This window comes from Dellaglioa sp. CoH-57-MRSF-18, from assembly GCF_056781995.1.
The window spans coordinates 220,719-239,706 of the sequence record NZ_JBXAXX010000002.1; the positions used below are offsets into that span (position 1 = coordinate 220,719).

The window sequence follows — 18,988 nt, forward strand, 5'->3', positions numbered from 1 at the left end:
TACACCTCGAGTCTAAAGTTGTTTTTCTAAACATGTAATGAAAAATCCATCTGAATGATAATCATCCGGATAAATAGTTAATTCTTTATCGTCTCTATTTTCTTTTAATGCCAAAGCAGTTGGCGTTTCAATCACTTTAAATTCAGGATGAGTTTCAACAAACTGGTTAACAACATCCTTATTTTCAATATCTAAAATAGTACATGTACTATAAGTTAAGCGACCACCTTTTTTCAAAGTTGGTGCCACTTTGTCTAAAATAGCTAATTGAATTTTTTGTAAATTATTTGAATCAGCTAATGTTTTTTCATATTTAATTTCTGGTTTACGACGTAATAATCCAATTCCAGAACAAGGTGCATCAACAAGAATTGAATCAAAATATTCATTATCAAATTCTTCTGAAATTAAACGTGCATCTAATACCATCTCCTCAACAACACTAGATAAACCTAAACGTTTAGCATTATCACCGATTAATTTAACTTTGTGTGCATGAATATCTAACCCTACAACTTCACCAAATAAAGTTTCATCTAGGAATGATGCAATATGGGTTGTTTTTCCACCTGGTGCGGCACATGCATCTAAAACTTTATCACCTGGTTGAATATTCATTGCGTCAGCAACTAACATTGCACTTTCATCTTGAATCGTAATTAACCCATCGTGATAAACGCCACTATCAGGAGCAAATCCATTAGTCACTAATAACCCAACTGGTGAAACTTGACTACGTTTCACCTCAAAGCCTTCATTTTCCATTTTTTCAATGACTTCTTCGACAGTTGCTTTAGCTGTATTTACTCTAACAGATTGATCAGGTGCTTCATTGATTGAAGCCAACAAATGTGTCGCTTTTTCTAAGCCTACTTGTTTAATTAATTCGTTTACCAACCAAACTGGTGTACTACTTTCAATACTCAAACGTTCAATATCATCTTTAATTTCAGAAACAGGACGGATACCTTCACGCTCAATTGCATGTAAAACACCAGTAACAAATTTACGCGTACCTGCATGGCCTTTTCGTTTTGCAATTTCAATTGATTCATTAAAAATTGCGCGAGTTGGAATTTTATCAAGATAATGCATCTGATAAATGGCACTCAATAGTAATTCTTGAACCCAATTATCCATTTTGCTAGGATTTTTAACAAATGGTGCCAACCAATATTCTAAAGTGAGACGTCTTTGGATAACACCGTAAACTAGTTGTGTTAATAAATGAGCATCCCGAACTTCCATATGATTATTCTTAATCACTTGGTTCAACGCAATATTTGAATACGTCCCTTGTTTAGCAACTCTTGTTAAAAGATCAACTGCTAAGAATCGGGGTGTCGTTTTTAAATCAGTTGTCATACATCAATCACCTGTTGTCCTTCTTTTATTCCTTGCCCACTACCGTTTAGGTAGTCGACAATGGTTTGTTTTGATTTACCATCTGGTTGAAGCGAATTAATAGCTAATACGGTCCCATCACCACAAGCAATTTCAAGTGATTTTTTAGCTACTTCAACTACTTTTCCAGCAGATAAAATAGTTTTTTTATCTAGTACAGTTATATCCCATATTTTAGTTCTCTTACCCTTTAAAATCGTATATGCACCAGGTACCGGTCTTAAGCTACGAATTTTCCAGTCTATTTCATTAGCCGTTTTTGAAAAATCAAGGGCTTCTTCTTCTGGTTTAATGGTAGGTGAAAAGGTTACTTTATCTTCATTTTGTGGTGTTGATTCACTTGTACCATCAATTAGTTTTGGTAATGTTTCAAGTAATAGTTCCTTACCTAATAAACTTAATTTTTCAAACATTGAACCAGTATCATCATTATTTTCAATTTTAATTGCACGACGGCTAATAATATTTCCAGCATCCATTTTTTTAACCATATAAATAATGGTAATACCTGTTTCTTGTTCACCATTCATAATAGCATATTGAATTGGTGCGCCACCACGATATTTAGGTAATAGTGAACCATGGACGTTTATTGCACCAATTTTAGCAGATTCTAATAATTTTGTTGGTAAAAATTGTCCAAATGCTGCAGTTACCAAAAAATCGGGTGCCATTGCAATTACTTTGGCCATTTCATCGCTGCCACTTAATTTTTCTGGTTGTAATACCTCAATACCATGTTTTACTGCAACTTGTTTTACTGGTGATTGCGTTAAAATACGTTTTCGCCCAACCATTCGATCTGGTTGTGTCATAACAGCTTTCACGTCATAGCCGTTTTCAATTAAACTTTCTAAAATTGGAGCTGAAAATTCTGGTGTTCCCATAAATACAATTGACGTCATAATATCTCCTTAATTTAAATAAAGTTTACTGGTTCAGAATCAATCGTTAATTTTAAACCTTTTCGAACTTCGGCTTGAGATTTAGTCATTAACTCTCTTAGTCGTTCTTTTAATTGACCTTCTGATTTATACTTAATAACCACTTGATAATAAAAACGATTATTAACACGCATAATTGATTTTGGTGTTGGTCCAAGAATAATCGCATTCTTTGATAACACTGGTTTTAAAAATTGAACTGCTTCTAACATTTTTTTCGCTGCTCCAGCCTCATCCGTATAACTAGCAGTGAGCTGAATTGTATAATAATATGGTGGATAATTTTCCATATGTCGAACTGACATTTCTTTTTTATAAAATGATTCATAGTCATGATGCTTCGCATATTGAATCGCGTAGTGATCTGGATTAAAAGTTTGGATAATAACATGTCCTTCTTTTTCAGCTCGACCAGCTCGACCGCTCACTTGGGTTAATAATTGGAACGTTCTTTCACTTGATCTAAAATCAGGCAAACTAAGTGCTGTATCTGCATTAAGAACGCCAACTAACGTCACATCAGGAAAGTCTAACCCTTTCGCAATCATTTGTGTACCCAATAAAATATCAGCTTCTTTTGCGCCAAATTTAGCTAGGATTTTTTCGTGTGCGCCTTTTTTACGTGTCGTATCAACGTCCATTCGTAAAATTTTAGCCTCTGGATATAACGTTTTAAGTTCTTCTTCAACTTTTTGCGTACCTGTACCATAATATCTAATTTTTCGACTATGACAGTTAGGACAAGTTTTAGGAATACCTTCTTCATGTCCACAATAATGACATTTCATTGTATGAGTATCCATATGCAATGTTAAAGAAGTATCACAGTTAGGACAAGGTAGCACGAATCCACAATCTCGGCACATTACGAAAGATGAAAACCCACGACGATTTAACATTAAAACAGTCTGTTCATTTTTCTCAAGGCGCTTAGTAATTTCATGTCTAAGTGGCTCAGAAAAATTACTCTCACCAGTCTTTTTCATTTCTTCTCTCATATCAATTAGCGTAACTTCTGGCATGGGATGACCATTTATACGTTGAGGTAATTGTAACCACTCATACACGCCTTTTTGAGCTCTAGCACGAGATTCGAGGGATGGTGTTGCACTACCCAATATGACAGGACACTGATGTCTTTTACTTCTCCAAAGAACAACATCCCTTGCATGATACCTTGGTGTTTCATCTTGTTTATAGCTCGATTCATGCTCTTCATCAACAATAATAACGCCAATATTATCTAATGGTGCAAAAACGGCTGAACGTGCACCGACAACTACTTGCGCTTCTTTACGCTCAATCCGGCGCCATTCATCATAACGCTCACCGTCAGACAAACCGCTATGCAGGACCGCAACTAGATTACCAAATCGTGATTTAACTCGCTTAACCATTTGGGGTGTCAAAGCTATTTCTGGTACAAGCATCAAAGCTGTTTTTCTAAGTTCTAGCGCTTTTGCGATTGTCTGCAAATAAACTTCTGTTTTCCCACTCCCCGTCACACCTTGAAGTAAAAATGTTGTATTAGTTCCACTTTTAATAGCCTCATCGACAGCTAGCACCGCAACCTCTTGATCTGAGGTTAATTCTTGCATATTGGTTGGCTCAATAATTGTGTCTTTATATGGGTCCCGATATACCTCAGTCTCAACTTTTTCAAGCCAACCATTTTTTGCTCCAGCTGTAATTGTTGCAGGTGTCACGCCTATTTCCTCAACAACTTGTTTCTGAGGAATCAAGCTATCTTCAGTGAGTGATTGTAGATAGTCAATCAATAAGTGCTGTTGTTTAGCATTTTTACGTAAACCACTTCGAATATTTTCATATGCTTCGAATCCAAGTTTTGGTTGGATTGATATTTGCATTTTAACTTTAGCTTTATTGCCAACTTCATAAATCATCTCAGCCTTTTCAGCCTTGGTAAGTTGTAATAATTCTTTAATTATTTGAGCATCCATATGTTCTGGATCAAATTCAATAGAATCTTGACCTTGAAATAATTTATCTTGTAAATCTTCATCAATTTCGTCAATTAAACGAACTCGCTTTTTATAGGTTGCACGCATGACACTCGGTAAAACCATTTGTAAGGCAGTTATACGGAAGGAAAAGGTTTCATTAGCTATCCACTCAGATAAGTCTAATAATTCAGTATTCACAACAGGTCTTAAATCAACGACTGATTGAATATCTTTTACATGACCATCGAACTCATTCTTATCAAAAAGATCAATTACAAATCCTTGAACCAATCGTTTACCATTCCCAAATGGTACAATAACCCGCATGCCAATCTCAATCTGATTTGTTAATACTGCTGGGATTGAATACGTATATGGCTGGTCCGTTTGCATCGTAGGAACATCAACGATAATTTTTGCATATTGTGACATACTGAAACCTCCTTTCATTTAATTAACTGCTTATTTTACTACATCGCTTATAATAGTAGCTAATAATTCCTTAGCAATTTGCTTTTTACTTGTTTGCTTTATGAAATCATTTTTTCTGTTTGGTCTAAGCAGTGTTACCTCATTATCATTGCTATTAAATCCAATGGCAGAATTTGAGACATCATTTAAAACCAATAAATCTAAATTTTTCTTTTCTAATTTTTCTTGTGCATTTTCTAGTCCGTTTTGGGTTTCCGCAGCAAATCCGACTAAATACTGATTTTGCTTAATTTGGCCCAAATGTTTTAAAATATCTGGATTTTTTTCTAATATTAACGTTAAAGTAGATTCAGCTTTTTTTATTTTCTGATCTGCAACATTTTGTACACGATAATCTGAAACAGCTGCTGCCATTATCAAAATATTTTGGTCATCAAATCGCTTATTGATAGCTTCAGATAACTCTAACGCAGTTGTAACTCTAATTGTTGTCACGCCAATTGGGTCTGGCAACTGGCTTATTCCGCTAATTAAGGTGACATTAGCACCTAACTTTTGCGCTTCAATCGCAATTGCGAAACCCATTTTACCAGAAGAATCATTAGCGATAAAACGAACTGGATCGATTCGTTCTCGTGTACCACCAGCTGTCACTAAGACATTTTTACCTTCTAATGGTTTGTCACTATCCTCAAAGGAAGTTTGAATAACTGACATTATCACATTTAATTCGGGAAAACGTCCCTTACCTGAATAACCTTCTGCTAAAAAGCCTATTTCTGGTTCAATAATCTGAATGTTATTTCGTCCTAAAAATTTAAGATTACGTTGTGTAGCAGAATTCATTAGCATATGTTCATTCATTGCGGGCACAACAATTTTTTGTGCCTCAGTTGCTAATAAAGTGGTTGAAACAAAATCATCTGCGATACCATTGGCCATTTTTGCGATAATGTTTGCTGTCGCTGGTGCAATAACCATTAATTCTGCCCAGTCTGCAAATTCAATATGTGCAACATGCTCAGACTCTTTTCCTGAAAATAAATCAGTTAACACCCTATTTTTACTCAACGTTTCAAAACTCAAGGGTGTTACAAATTCAGTTGCAGCTTTGGTCATCGCAACTCGAACGCTAGCACCTTGTTTAATTAGTGCTCGGACTAATCCCAAACTTTTATACGCTGCAATACCACCTGTTACAACAAGACCGATTTTTTTATTTTCAAGTGTCATTTCATGTCGCCCCCATACCGAATTTATTCTATTCTCTATTGTATCAATTTTCTAAGAAATAAAATAGGAGTTAGGACAATTAGCTTGTCTTAACTCCTTTTCATTTAATCAGATTAACGAATATCTTCTTTTTCAACTGGATCAATAATTAAATCACCAGTAACAACTTCTTCCAAAGCACGTCCAACATTCTTTTTTGATTTGTAATTAGAAAGCATTGGTAGAGCGCCAGCATCTAATTCATGGGCACGTTTACTTGCTAACATAATTAATGAGTATCTTGAATCTACTTGTTTCAATAAGTCATCTACTGAAGGATATAAAATCATTTAAATACATCTCCTAATTGTTTTCTATAGTCAGGTAAAAATCGTTTTACACGCCAACGTTCAGCTTTAATAATCGTTTGAATTTTTTCAACAGCATCATTTATTTCATCATTAACAACCGCGTAATCGTAATTCTGCATCATATCAATCTCACCAATGGCTTTTGTCATTCGTTTATCAATAGTTGCAGAATCATCCGTTCCACGTCCTGTAATTCTTTGTCTTAATTCCATCAAATCAGGTGGCGTTAAGAAAATAAATAAACCATCAGAAATTTTTTCTCGAACTTGCATAGCACCTTGTACTTCAATTTCAAGAAAGACATCTTGACCAGCGTCAAGCATCTTATTTACATATTTTAACGGTGTTCCATAGTAATTGTCAACATACTTGGCGTATTCTAACATACCGCCCGTTGAAATTTCATTCTCAAATTCTTCTTTTGATACAAAATGATAGTCAACACCATCAACTTCGCCTTCTCGCATTTTACGAGTGGTCATTGAAATTGAATAAAGAAACTTATTGTCAGCTTGGTCAAAAATTGCTTTTCTTACGGTTCCTTTACCGACCCCTGATGGACCAGATAGTACGATCAACATTCCACGATTAGCCATTAAATTTGTAAACTCCTCTAAGATAAGTATTAATAAATAGTATGCACTTTTTACGGCTATTATTCAAGCTTTTTATGCGCTGTTGTCATCTTTTAAATATATTATAAATTAACACTTGCTTTACCGAACGTTTGTTCGTATAATGAAAATACAAACAAACGTTCGGGGAGGAACTTTATTATGCAAAATAAACAACAAACAACAATTCAAACTATTGGCTCAACACTACAATATTCATATCATAAAATTTTTGATTTAGATGACTTTATTTTAAGACCACAAATGCCTCAATTTCAATTAGCACTCTTTACAGAAAAAGTTTTAAAAATGAAAAAAACAATTATTTTACAATTAAATCCAACTGGATTTCAAAAAGAATTCCAAGAACTTCGTGGTACCTTACACCGACGTTCTGGTTCTAATCAATTAATATTTAAAACGCAATATACGAATATCACTTACCTTCTTACTGATAATCAACTCCGTTATATCGCTTTAATCGATTCAATATAAAAATGGTCACTTTCTATAACAACTAGAAAATGACCATTTTTTTATTTACGTTTAATTGTTGTTGGATCAAATTTTCTTTGAATAAGTGCCAAAATTGCATCAGCAATAACGGCCATTAGAGCTGTTGGCAATGCACCAGCTAAAATAATAGCTGCTCCATCAGTTGCATTTGTTCCTCGGATAATAATATCTCCAAGTCCACCTGCACCAATAAATGAACCAATTGCTGTAATACCAATTGCAACAACTAATGCATTTCTAATTCCGGCCATGATAACTGATAATGATAACGGTAACTCAATCATATAAAGGATTTGAAGTCTCGTCATTCCCATCCCTTTACCAGAATCAAGAACGCCAGGATCAACATTAATCATCCCTGAATACGTATTTTTTAAAATAGGTAATAGTGAGTAAAGTGCAACAGTTACAATAACTGTATTAACACCTAAACCTAGTCCCAACATAATAATAGATAACATTGCTAATGATGGTACAGTTTGAATAACATTAGCAGCACCTATTGCTACATCGCTCAATCTATGATGTTTTGAGATAAAAATTCCGATTGGAATCCCAATAATTGCAGCAATTATCACACCATATATTGAAATTAAAAAATGTCTTGTAAATTCTTGTAAAACATATAACCCATTATTACTAAAATAAGACATCAATTGATCAAAAGTATTCATATTAATCACCCGCCTTTTCGAAGTAATGATGTTCTTCTAAGAATTGTTTTGCAACTACTGCTGGTTCGTAAAAATCATTATCAACTTTGTAATTTAATGATTGCATTGTTGATAAATTAATTTTGTTTTTAAGTCGATCAATAAGCGGTGTTAATTCAGGATGTTCCTTCAAGATAGAATCATTTGCAACAAGGCTTGCTGAATATGGTGGGAAGAAGTGACGATCATCCTTCAAAATTTTCAGATCATAACTCTTAATTCGGCCATCAGTTGAATATCCAAGAACAACATCCATTTTACCCTTTGCCAAAGCGCTATAGACTAATCCAATCTGCATAGGATAAATGTTACCAAATTTAATATTATATTCTTTTTGGAAACCATCGTAACCATCACCTACACGGCTAATCCAGTTGGCATCAACACCGACTGTTAATTTAGATTCAATTTTTCTTAAATCAGATACTGTGTTTAAATTGTACTTTTTAGCTGTCTCTTTTGTAACCATAAATGCATAAGTATCAGCAAAACCTAAACTATCAAACCATTTCATTTGGAATCTATTTTCGAATCCATCTTTAACTATTTTATTAGCTTTAACGGTATCTTTTTCTACTGGTTTATTTAATACCGCACTTAAGTCAGTTCCTGTATATCTAGCAGATGATATATCTGCATCACCGTTTTTGAGTGCATTAAAACTTAATGTACCAGAACCTAAATTATTTATCAGTTCTACTTGATTATCTGATTCATGTTCAATCAATTGTTGTAGCATTGATCCAATAATTTGAGATTCCGTCGTTGATTGTGCGACAATTTTAATTGTCGATTCAGAGCCACCTGTTAAACCAGGAAACCCACAACTTGATAGACTCACACCGGCAAACAGAAGGCTTAAGCTAACAAGTATTTTTTTCATCGTAATTTTCATGTTAAAGCCTCCTTAATTTCTTGTTGTTTTTGGTGCTACCTTTTTTTCAACCTGTCCAAGTATAAAATCAACTAGTAAGGCTAATAAGATAACTGGAATTGTACCGCCTAAAATTAATTTTGGTTGATACAAATTTAATCCATTAAAAATCATATCCCCTAAGCCACCAGCACCAATATATGAAGCTAATGTTGCCCAAGCAATTACATAAGTTGCAGCTAAACGAATTCCAGACATAATAACCTGAGATGCCATAACTAATTCAACTTGCAGAATCGACTGCAAATTAGTCATACCCATCCCTTTAGCAGCGTCTTTTAACACTGGATCCACTTCTTTAATACCAATATACGTATTTCTTAATATTGGTAACAACGAATAGATAAATAATGCTACAACAGCTGGTAACTTACCAATCCCAAATAAAGGAATCATCATGGCTAGTAAAGCTAAAGCAGGAATTGTTTGCAACATACTAGCAATTGCAATTACAATATTGGCTGTCTTAGGTAATCTTGTTAGTAAAATTCCTAAAGGAACAGCTATTGCTACTCCAAAAAATAATGCCATTCCTGAAATTTCAATATGTTCCCATAATTTTGAGACAATCATTGCCCCATATTCTTGTAAAAATGAAGTCATTATTAACCCTCCTTCGTTGAACTTGGGCTAGTTTCATCGGTATCTGTACCTGAGTCTGACGTCATTATTTTAGTTACTTCTTCATGAGAAGCACTATTTTCATCACCCCAAAGTGCATCATAAACAATATCAACTAGGGTAGCGCGGGTTACAATTCCGACTAATATACCATCTTTATTAATAACAGGTACATTTTTAAATCCACGTTTTAAAATACGTTCAACAGTATCACGAACTAATGAATCTTCTTTAACATAGAAAATATCTTTGTTCATAATATCGCTGACACTACTTGATGTATTGAAACTATAATCTAAGCTTTCAATATCAATATAACCCTTTAAAATACCAGCATCATCAGTAACTAACAACGTATCAACTCGACGATCATGCATTAAACGAATAGCTGTTACTAATGACTTACCTGGTGTAATTGAAACTGGGTTAGCTAACATAACTTGACCAACAGTTGTAATACTTGGACGAGCTTGGATAAGTCTATCTTGACCAATCAAGTTTTCAACAAATTTATTTGCTGGATTTTTCAAAATATTATCGGGTGTATCTGCTTGAACAATCTTTCCTTCAGACATAACAACAATTCGTGTTGCTAATTTTAAAGCTTCATCCATATCATGAGTAACAAAAACGAATGTCTTACCTAAACGTTCTTGTAAATCTTTAACTAAATCTTGTAAAGCTTCTCTAGTAATAGGATCAAGCGCACCAAAAGGTTCATCCATCAAGATAATATCTTGATCAGCAGCTAAAGCTCTGACAACTCCGATTCTTTGTTGTTGCCCACCAGAAAGTTCAGATGGGTAACGGTCTAAATATGATTCTGGTAGTTCAACTAATTTAATCATTTCTTTAGCGCGTTCATCTCTTTTTTCTTCAGGCCATTTTAATAATTTTGGTACTAATGTAATATTTTCACGAATAGTCATATGTGGCATTAAACCAATATTTTGAATAACATATCCGATTTTACGACGTAATTTAACGGGATCCATTTTGGCTATATCTTTACCATCAATAGTGATTGTACCTTCTGTTTGTGTCAACATACGGTTAATCATTCTCATAGTAGTTGTTTTACCTGAACCAGATGTTCCGATGAAACAAATGAATTCACCATCTTGAACTTCCAAATTAAAATTATCTACAGCTTTATTACCTTTATAAATTTTTGATATTTTATCAAACTTAAGCATATTAGTACTCTCCTTTTTTATAACTAACCAATCATCTATTCATAGTAGTACCTTGGTTTTAATTATTTTTTTTGTGCCGTATTTAGTAATTCTTCAGCATGTTTAACAGTTAAAGGTGTAATCTCAGAACCGGCAAGCATTCGAGCAATTTCTTGAATACGATCTTCCTTAGATAACAATTTAATAGATGTTTCTGTACGTTCACAAATCACTTCTTTAGCTATAAAGTAATGGTGCTCGCTAATTGCAGCAACCTGTGGCAAATGTGTGATACATAGAACTTGTGATTGTTGGGCAATTTGATTAATTTTTTCAGCAATTGCCTGGGCAACACGTCCACTAACTCCTGTATCAACTTCATCAAATATAATACTTGTGACACCTTGCGTCCTAGAAAAAATTGTCTTTAACGCTAACATCATTCGAGAAAGTTCACCACCAGAAGCAATCTTAGCTAATGGCCCCATTGTTTCCCCAACATTTGTTTGAATATAAAATTCAACTTTATCTTGTCCGGTACTATTTAACTGATTGAGTGAATCAAATTTAACTTCAAAAACGGCTTTGTCCATATACAACTCACTTAACTGTTTATGCACTTCTTTTTGTAGAATGATGGCTGCTTTTTTTCGAACATTAGTTAATTTATCAGCCAATTTATGGGCTTCTTTTCTAGCTAAATTAACTTGATTATCTAAATCATCTGCATTACCTTCAGTTGCTTCCATTTCAATTAATTCTTCAGATATAAGACTCAAATAAGCTAATATTTTTTCAACAGAATCACCATATTTGTGTTTTAATTGTACAATTAATTCAAGCCTATTTTCAATCTCATTTAATCGTTGCTCATCCCATTCCAGGGAGTCTAACTGACGCAATAGGTCACTAGATGCATCCTGCAGCATATAATAGGCTGACGACAACCGTTCTGCTAAGTCTTTATATTCACTATCTAAATTATCAATTTTTAGCATGTTAGACATTGCAACACCAACATGGTCAACTGTATTTTCATCATCACCCGATAACGCTTGGTAACTTGCATCCAGTGACTGATTAATAGTTTGAAAATTTTCTAGACGTTCTTTTTCAGCGCTTAATATGTCTTCTTCATTTTCAATTAAATCTGCACTTTCAATTTCATCTTTTTGAAAATGTAACATATCTAATCGTTGTGCCCATTCGTTTTGATTTGTTTGTCTTTTTATTTGTAACTTATTTAGGTTTTGATAGTATTCAAATGCTTCTTGATAACTATGCTTCAGTGTTTGAATATCATTTTTAATATATTCATCTAACATGCCCAAATGCTTATCCTGTTGCATTAATTCTTGATGTTCATTTTGGCCATGAATATCAACTAACGTTTCACCAATTGATTTTAGTGTACTCGTGTTAACCAACATACCGTTTATGCGACAAATATTTTTACCAGATCTATGTATTTCACGTTGTAAAATCACAGAGTTATCATCATGGCCAATACCTAATTGGTCCAACTTCGTTAACGTATTTGAGTTTTCAGTTGGCATAAAGAGTCCTTGTAGCACCATTTTTTTTGCATCTTTTCTAATAAATTCTTGGGACCCTCTACCACCTGATAAGAGGCCCAAAGCATCAATGATAATGGATTTACCCGCACCAGTTTCACCTGTTAAAACTGTCATATTAGCCATGAAATCGATATTCAAAGAATCAATAATGGCAAAATCTTTTATTGTCAATTCTTGTAACATTTTTTTCACCCCTTTAATAGAAAAAATCTGAAACAAATGTCACAGATTTTATTTCTATCTATTCAGTTACAATCTCATTTAAAATTTTACTTAACTTTAACGCATCTTTGTTCGAGTGACAGATAATTAGAGCTGATCCATCTCCGCCTAAAGTACCAAAAACAAATGAATAATTCATTTGTTCAATTAAAGATACGATTGCTGGACCACTTCCTGGCGTCACCTTAACGAGACACATTTCATTTTGAACATCAGTTGATATAAAAGCATCTTTTAACGTTTTAGTTAATTTTTTTTCTGTATTCAATTTTTTTTGAACAGGTAAATTATAACTGTAAGTTCCATCAGCAGATGGCACTTTAATTAATTGCATTTCTTTAATATCTCTAGAAATAGTTGCTTGTGTGACTGTAATCCCTTGTTTTTTAAGCAAACTCACAAAATCTTCCTGCTTATCAATATTATTGTTCTTCAATAATTCACGAACATAACGTTGCCGTTCTTGCTTTTTCATTAAAGTCCCCCTCACCCGATAACCTCTACCACCCATAGAGTTAGTATAACGTAATTTCAATTATTATTAAAGAACTTCACTTTAAATCCTTATTTAACGGCATTCAGGTTATCGTATGCAGCAGTTAATACGCCATCGATACTAACCTTATCCGAAATCTCGCCAATTTCATTTATCGCAGACTTTAAATGAATTAAAAATTCAATATTACCTTCGCCACCCTTAATTGGTGAGTAGCTTAAATCCGCAACATTAAATCCAGTGGAAATAGAAAATTGAACAATGTCTTCGAGCACTTGACGATGAATCTTTTCATCTCGTACAATACCATGTTTTCCAACATTTTCTTTTCCTGCTTCAAATTGGGGTTTTATTAATGCCACAACATCCCCATTTTCAGTAATAATTTTCTTTAATGCAGGTAAAATAAGATGTAATGAAATAAACGATACATCTATTGTTGCAAAATTGGGTTGTCCAAATTCAAAATCTTCTTTTTTACTATATCTGAAGTTAGTATTTTCCATCACAACAACTCTTGGATCTTGTCGTAATTTCCAAACTAATTGATTGGTACCAACATCTAACGCATAACTTAATTTTGCGCCATTTTGTAAAGCAACATCGGTAAAGCCACCGGTTGATGATCCAATGTCTAAGACCGTTTTATCCTGAACGGTTGCATCAAATACTTTAAGGGCTTTTTCTAATTTAAGTCCACCGCGGCTCACATAAGGTAATTTTTTACCTTTAAAATGAAGCACAGTTTCTTCAGAAATTTTAACACCTGGTTTATCCAATCGTTCTTCATTCTCACCCAGAATTTCACCAGCCATAACTGCACGTTTGGCCTGTTCACGAGTTTCAAATAACCCTTGTTTAACTAATAAAACATCAATGCGCTCTTTTTTCATAGTGACTCCTAATTTTTTAATTTAAAGTAATGTAACAATTCTTCCAAATACTCTGTCTCCAACCCTGTTTGCTTAAGCGTTTGAATAGCATCTTTAGCTTGATTGGTTACTTCTTCGAGCATCCTATAAGCTTGATCAATTCCCATTAGTCCAGGATACGTATTTTTATTTTCTTGATTGTCTTTATGAACAGCCTTGCCCATCTCTTCAGATGTCCCAACGACATCCATAATATCATCATAGATTTGAAAAGCTAACCCAAAATGACGTCCATATGCCATAAACGCTACGTGCTGTTGGTCAGTCGCTTTTCCAAGTATGCTACCTGCGTAAACTGAAAATTCAATTAAATCACCCGTTTTACGCTTATGCACCTGTTTCAACTGCGCTAATGATAACTCTTTTTGTTCACCTTCAATATCGGCAACTTGACCGCCAACCATTCCCTCTGGGCCAGCTAACCTAGCTAGTTGACCCATTAGTAATACCTTTTGTGAATCAGGCAACTCTGCGTTACTGATCCATTCAAAGGCTAATGTATTTAGTGCATCACCAGCTAAAATTGCCATGCTTTCACCAAAAATAATATGGTTTGTTGGTTTACCACGTCTTAAATTATCATCATCCATCGCAGGCAAATCATCATGAATTAATGAATAGGTATGAATTAATTCTAATGCACCAGCAATAGAATAAACTGACTTATCAAGTTTACGATTAAGCATTTGACAAATAACAAAAATGATTAGTGGTCTAATACGTTTACCACCCGCTTCAACTGAATAAGTCATCGATTCTTTTAACTTTTTTTCAGTGTCTAAAGCCTGTAATTGATTCAACATAATTTGATTAAATTCTGGTAATACGATATCAGAAAATTTAGTTAAGTTACTCATTTTCTAAGCCTTGTTCGAATGGCACTTCTTCACCAGAATCATTCATGACACTGGTTAATGTTTTTTCAGCATTTTCCAATGTTTTTTGCAATTTTGAGCTCAACTTAACACCGTTTTGAAATTGGGTTAATGCTTTTTCTAAAGGAACATCACCTTGTTCTAGTTCTGTTACAATTTTTTCAAGTTCTACTAAGTTATCTTCAAATGTCGCTTTTTTTTCAGCCATTTTTTATTCTCCTTTTTCAACTTTTTCAATTTTTGCATATGCTTTACCATCTGTAAGGTGTAACACGACGTTATCATCTATATTCACTGAATTAATACTTTTAATAATTTTATCTTCCATAGATACGTAACTGTATCCTCGTCCCATAATCTTCAATGGACTTAATAAATCAAGCGCATTTATTTTTTCGCCAACCTGTTGTTTCTTTGTTTCAAGTAAGTAGGTCATTAATTGATGTAACTGTTTGTTTTGTTGTTTTACTTGATCTTGCAGTTGACTAACCAATTGTTGCGGATTTTGATAGCGCAACTGACCATTAGCTTGTTCAAATTGTTGTTTCTTAATTGTGATAATTTGTTTTGTTACTTGCATTAAGCGTTGTGCTAAATTGTCTAAGTTTTGAAGGTAACCCTCATATAACCGATTAGGTTGTTGAAAAACATATGATTGTTGAATCTTATCTAATTGTTGTCTTCTTAAACTTAAAATATTTTGTGTTACTTGTAATAGTCTCAATTTTAATTGATTAATCTTAATTAATTCATCGGCGTAAACAGGGACAGCTAATTCTGCTGCTGCTGTTGGCGTTGCTGCCCGAACATCGGCCACTAAATCAGCAATGGTTGTGTCTGTCTCATGTCCAACTGAAGAAATAATTGGAATCTGGCTAGCAAATATTTCCCTTGCAACAGATTCTTCATTAAATGGCCATAAATCTTCAATTGAGCCACCGCCTCGACCAATAATAATCGTGTCAAAATGGCCTAATTCGTTAATTTGTTTTAACCGCTTAACTAAATCATTAGCTGCTTTGTCACCTTGTACAATCGCAGGAAATAAAACTAATTGAGCAATCGGGTAACGTCTTTTAACGGTTGTCATAATATCTTTAATGACAGCCCCTGAAGGACTTGTAATCACAGCAATTCGTTTAGGATATTTAACCAATGCCTGTTTTGGTGCTGAAAATAATCCTTCAGCTTGTAGCTTATTTTTTAACTGCTCATAGGCTTGATATAACGCACCAACACCATCAGGTTCCATTCGCTCAATATATATTTGATAGTTACCTGTCGCTTCATATAAAGATATACGGCCCATAACTAAAACTTTCATGCCATCTTCTGGTTTAAATTTTATTTTATCAAAAGCTGAACGGAACATAATTGCGCTAATTTTAGCATGATCATCTTTTAAACTAAAATATTGATGCGCATTAGGTCGAGGTCTTAAATTTGAAATTTCGCCAGTTAAATAAACGGTCCCAAGATAAGGATCAGCATCAAATTTTTTCTTCAAATATGTTGTTAATGATGTAACTGATAAATAATTATCTTTATTCAATGCCAACACTCCGTTTTGTTAATTCAATTGTTTGTTCCATCAACATTGCAATCGTCATAGGTCCAACCCCTTTTGGTACTGGTGTCAGATATCCTGCAACCTCTGCAACTTCCTTATCGACATCTCCCGCTAACTTACCACTATCTAAGCGGTTCATCCCGACATCGATGACTACAGCACCTTGTTTCACATCGGTTTTTTTAATAAAGTTTGCTTGACCAATTGCAACGACTAAAATATCAGCCTGTTTAGTTATCTCTGATAAATTTTCCGTATGACTATGCGTTATCGTTACTGTTGCATTAGCGTTTAAAAGTAACGCCGCCATTGGTTTACCCACAATATTACTGCGGCCAACAACAACTGCATTTTTACCGTCTAAATCAATATTGTATGCGTTAAACATTCTCATAATTCCCAGTGGTGTACATGGAATTGCTAGTGGATCATTCATGGCTAATCGTCCAATATTTATCGGATGAAATCCATCAACATCTTTTTCTGGTTTAATAGCTTCGGTTATCTTTTTTTCATCAATTTGGTTCGGTAAAGGTAACTGTACTAATATGCCATTAATATCTGAATTATCATTATAGTCATTAATGAGATTTAGCAACTCTTTTTCTGATATCGTATCAGGTAATCTTTTAACAATCGATTTTATCCCAATAGATTCAGCAATTCGATGCTTATTCTTAACATATATTTTACTTGCTGGATTTTCTCCAACTACAATAACAGCTAATGTAGGAAAGACATTCTTTTTCTTTAAAGCTTCTATCTCAGATTTTAAATTATCCGTCGTTATTTGTGCCAATTTTTTACCATCAATTAATTTAGCCATAATTTAGCACCTCTATTCCATTTTTACTTCTTACATTTTATCATATTTAAGGTATTCATTTCTAAAAAAAAAGTGTCGCAAAAAATGCAACACTTCTCAATCATTATTATTCATTTGTTTTTTCAATATCAACAGGCATTTTTTCAACAACTGGATCTAACACACCATTAACAAATTTTCTTGATTCATCATCACTAAATTCTTTAGCAATTTCTAAAGCTTCATTCAATGCTACCTTAGCAGGAACATCATCTACGTATTTCATTTCGTAAATAGCTAATCTCAAAATAATTAAATCCGTATTGTTTAAGCGTGATAGTTTCCAGCGTGATGTTAGATTTTCTTCAATAACAGAATCTATCTCAGCTTGTTTATCACTAACACCTGAAACTAATGCTTCTAAATAAGGTGGAATTACAGCCGACTCTTCATCAGGAACTTCTAACAATTCACGATAAATAGCCTCTCTATCACCATCTGGGTTAGAATTTAACGCAAATAATGCTTGAAATGCTTTTTCGCGAATCGTATGTCTAGTTACTATTACACTCACTAATTTTCACCATCTTTTTCTGAAAATAAATCGTCAGTATCTATCTTATCGGCTTCCTTTTCAGGAATAACCCCTTCAACATGAACATTTACTTCAATAATTTCTAAACCTGTCATAAATAGTAATTGTTGTTTAATCTTTTCTTGCATCACTAATGCAACCTTAGGAACAGATACACCGTAATCAAGGTAAACAAAAACATCAATATTCAACTGGTCATCTGTTAAATCAAGTTTAACACCCTTACCCAGTGACTTTTTACGGCCAAATAATTCAGTTAAATTTTTAGCAATTGTCCCACGCATTGAGTAAACACCATCAATTTGGTTAGCAGCAATTCCAACAATAATTTCAATAACTTCAGGTGCAATCTTAATGTCACCCAAAGAAGGTTCAGTACTTTTTAAAACAATATTTGTTTCTTCAGCCATAAGTTTAACCTCCGTCGATTTATTGTGCTCTGGAAATATATGTGCCATCTTGTGTATTAATAATTAACATTTCATCTTCATTAACGAAGAATGGCACTTGTACAACTAATCCTGTTTCAAGAACAGCAGGTTTAGTTCCACCAGATTGTGTATTACCTTTAATACCCGCTTCAGTTGATGCTACTTTTAATTCAACTGTATTAGGAACGTCAACACCAAGTGTTTCAGTGCCAAACATAATAACATTAACAATTAAGTTTTCTTTCAAATAATTTAATTGTTCATGCACGCGTTCTTCTGGTAATTCTAATTGTTCATATGTATCCATATCCATAAATACATAGTTGTTACCATCAGCATAAAGATATTGCATTTTTTTATTATCAATTTGTGCTTTTTGAACTTTTTCACCAGCACGGAATGTTTTTTCTTGAGCAGCACCTGTACGGAGATTCTTTAGTTTTGATCGAACAAAAGCAGAACCTTTACCCGGTTTAACATGTTGAAATTCAACAACACGCCATAAATCACCATCAACTTCGATTGTAACACCATTTTTAAATTCATTAACGGACATCATAATATAATATTCCTCCTACTATCTCG

21 protein-coding genes are annotated in these 18,988 nt (G+C 33.8%); 1 reads left to right on the forward strand and 20 read right to left on the reverse strand.

Going from position 1 to position 18,988, the window contains the following annotated elements; translation table 11 throughout:
• Positions 1 to 12 precede the first annotated feature (12 nt).
• The 6 genes from rsmB to gmk all read right to left on the reverse strand — a co-directional run bounded on the left by rsmB (position 13) and on the right by gmk (position 6,923).
• On the reverse strand, positions 13 to 1,365 hold the full coding sequence (gene rsmB / locus AC1RPG_RS02860; RefSeq protein WP_481761257.1) for a 16S rRNA (cytosine(967)-C(5))-methyltransferase RsmB: 1,353 nt from the start codon (positions 1,363 to 1,365) through the stop codon (positions 13 to 15).
• On the reverse strand, positions 1,362 to 2,309 hold the full coding sequence (fmt, locus tag AC1RPG_RS02865; RefSeq protein ID WP_481761256.1) for a methionyl-tRNA formyltransferase: 948 nt from the start codon (positions 2,307 to 2,309) through the stop codon (positions 1,362 to 1,364). Before fmt ends, rsmB begins: the two co-directional genes overlap by 4 nt.
• 14 nt (positions 2,310 to 2,323) lie before the next feature.
• Positions 2,324 to 4,744, reverse strand: coding sequence for a primosomal protein N' (gene priA, locus AC1RPG_RS02870; RefSeq protein ID WP_481761255.1), 2,421 nt, complete (start codon positions 4,742 to 4,744; stop codon positions 2,324 to 2,326).
• Positions 4,745 to 4,774: 30 nt separating this feature from the next.
• Entirely contained in the window at positions 4,775 to 5,977 is a 1,203-nt protein-coding gene (gene coaBC, locus AC1RPG_RS02875) for a bifunctional phosphopantothenoylcysteine decarboxylase/phosphopantothenate--cysteine ligase CoaBC (protein WP_481761254.1), read from the reverse strand.
• Between the two features lie 113 nt (positions 5,978 to 6,090).
• Complete coding sequence (gene rpoZ, locus AC1RPG_RS02880; protein WP_409022617.1) at positions 6,091 to 6,306, reverse strand: DNA-directed RNA polymerase subunit omega; 216 nt, start codon at positions 6,304 to 6,306, stop codon at positions 6,091 to 6,093.
• Positions 6,303 to 6,923 (reverse strand): guanylate kinase, encoded by a 621-nt coding sequence (gene gmk / locus AC1RPG_RS02885; protein ID WP_481761253.1) that lies wholly within the window; start codon positions 6,921 to 6,923, stop codon positions 6,303 to 6,305. The genes rpoZ and gmk overlap by 4 nt, the downstream gene beginning before the upstream one ends.
• 180 nt (positions 6,924 to 7,103) lie before the next feature.
• Here gmk and AC1RPG_RS02890 point away from each other — a divergent pair, with 180 nt between their 5' ends.
• A complete protein-coding gene (locus AC1RPG_RS02890) occupies positions 7,104 to 7,436 on the forward strand; it encodes a hypothetical protein (protein WP_409022619.1) in 333 nt (110 codons plus the stop codon).
• Positions 7,437 to 7,477: 41 nt separating this feature from the next.
• Here the strand turns inward: AC1RPG_RS02890 and AC1RPG_RS02895 are convergent, their stop codons facing one another.
• The 14 genes from AC1RPG_RS02895 to efp form a co-directional block, all read right to left on the reverse strand.
• A complete protein-coding gene (locus AC1RPG_RS02895; RefSeq protein ID WP_481761252.1) occupies positions 7,478 to 8,131 on the reverse strand; it encodes an ABC transporter permease in 654 nt (217 codons plus the stop codon).
• Position 8,132: 1 nt separating this feature from the next.
• A complete protein-coding gene (locus tag AC1RPG_RS02900; protein WP_481761403.1) occupies positions 8,133 to 9,053 on the reverse strand; it encodes an osmoprotectant ABC transporter substrate-binding protein in 921 nt (306 codons plus the stop codon).
• A gap of 24 nt (positions 9,054 to 9,077) precedes the next feature.
• Complete coding sequence (locus AC1RPG_RS02905) at positions 9,078 to 9,707, reverse strand: ABC transporter permease (protein ID WP_481761251.1); 630 nt, start codon at positions 9,705 to 9,707, stop codon at positions 9,078 to 9,080.
• Between the two features lie 2 nt (positions 9,708 to 9,709).
• Positions 9,710 to 10,921 carry a betaine/proline/choline family ABC transporter ATP-binding protein gene (locus AC1RPG_RS02910; protein WP_481761250.1) on the reverse strand — a complete coding sequence of 404 codons (1,212 nt, stop codon included), beginning with the start codon at positions 10,919 to 10,921 and terminating at the stop codon, positions 9,710 to 9,712.
• A 62-nt stretch (positions 10,922 to 10,983) separates the two neighbouring features.
• Positions 10,984 to 12,660 carry a DNA repair protein RecN gene (gene recN, locus AC1RPG_RS02915; RefSeq protein ID WP_481761249.1) on the reverse strand — a complete coding sequence of 559 codons (1,677 nt, stop codon included), beginning with the start codon at positions 12,658 to 12,660 and terminating at the stop codon, positions 10,984 to 10,986.
• A 58-nt stretch (positions 12,661 to 12,718) separates the two neighbouring features.
• Complete coding sequence (locus AC1RPG_RS02920; protein ID WP_481761248.1) at positions 12,719 to 13,174, reverse strand: arginine repressor; 456 nt, start codon at positions 13,172 to 13,174, stop codon at positions 12,719 to 12,721.
• 89 nt (positions 13,175 to 13,263) lie between these two features.
• Positions 13,264 to 14,088 carry a TlyA family RNA methyltransferase gene (locus AC1RPG_RS02925; protein ID WP_481761247.1) on the reverse strand — a complete coding sequence of 275 codons (825 nt, stop codon included), beginning with the start codon at positions 14,086 to 14,088 and terminating at the stop codon, positions 13,264 to 13,266.
• Positions 14,089 to 14,096: 8 nt separating this feature from the next.
• Complete coding sequence (locus AC1RPG_RS02930; protein WP_481761246.1) at positions 14,097 to 14,984, reverse strand: polyprenyl synthetase family protein; 888 nt, start codon at positions 14,982 to 14,984, stop codon at positions 14,097 to 14,099.
• On the reverse strand, positions 14,977 to 15,210 hold the full coding sequence (locus tag AC1RPG_RS02935) for an exodeoxyribonuclease VII small subunit (RefSeq protein ID WP_409022627.1): 234 nt from the start codon (positions 15,208 to 15,210) through the stop codon (positions 14,977 to 14,979). The genes AC1RPG_RS02930 and AC1RPG_RS02935 overlap by 8 nt, the downstream gene beginning before the upstream one ends.
• A gap of 3 nt (positions 15,211 to 15,213) precedes the next feature.
• Positions 15,214 to 16,554 carry an exodeoxyribonuclease VII large subunit gene (xseA, locus tag AC1RPG_RS02940; RefSeq protein WP_481761245.1) on the reverse strand — a complete coding sequence of 447 codons (1,341 nt, stop codon included), beginning with the start codon at positions 16,552 to 16,554 and terminating at the stop codon, positions 15,214 to 15,216.
• Complete coding sequence (gene folD, locus AC1RPG_RS02945; protein WP_481761244.1) at positions 16,547 to 17,398, reverse strand: bifunctional methylenetetrahydrofolate dehydrogenase/methenyltetrahydrofolate cyclohydrolase FolD; 852 nt, start codon at positions 17,396 to 17,398, stop codon at positions 16,547 to 16,549. Before folD ends, xseA begins: the two co-directional genes overlap by 8 nt.
• 106 nt (positions 17,399 to 17,504) lie before the next feature.
• Complete coding sequence (nusB, locus tag AC1RPG_RS02950; RefSeq protein ID WP_409022798.1) at positions 17,505 to 17,942, reverse strand: transcription antitermination factor NusB; 438 nt, start codon at positions 17,940 to 17,942, stop codon at positions 17,505 to 17,507.
• Between the two features lie 8 nt (positions 17,943 to 17,950).
• The gene (locus AC1RPG_RS02955; RefSeq protein WP_409022630.1) at positions 17,951 to 18,382 is read right to left on the reverse strand and encodes an Asp23/Gls24 family envelope stress response protein; all 432 of its coding nucleotides are present in this window, start codon (positions 18,380 to 18,382) and stop codon (positions 17,951 to 17,953) included.
• Between the two features lie 19 nt (positions 18,383 to 18,401).
• A complete protein-coding gene (gene efp / locus AC1RPG_RS02960) occupies positions 18,402 to 18,962 on the reverse strand; it encodes an elongation factor P (protein ID WP_409022631.1) in 561 nt (186 codons plus the stop codon).
• Positions 18,963 to 18,988 lie beyond the last annotated feature (26 nt).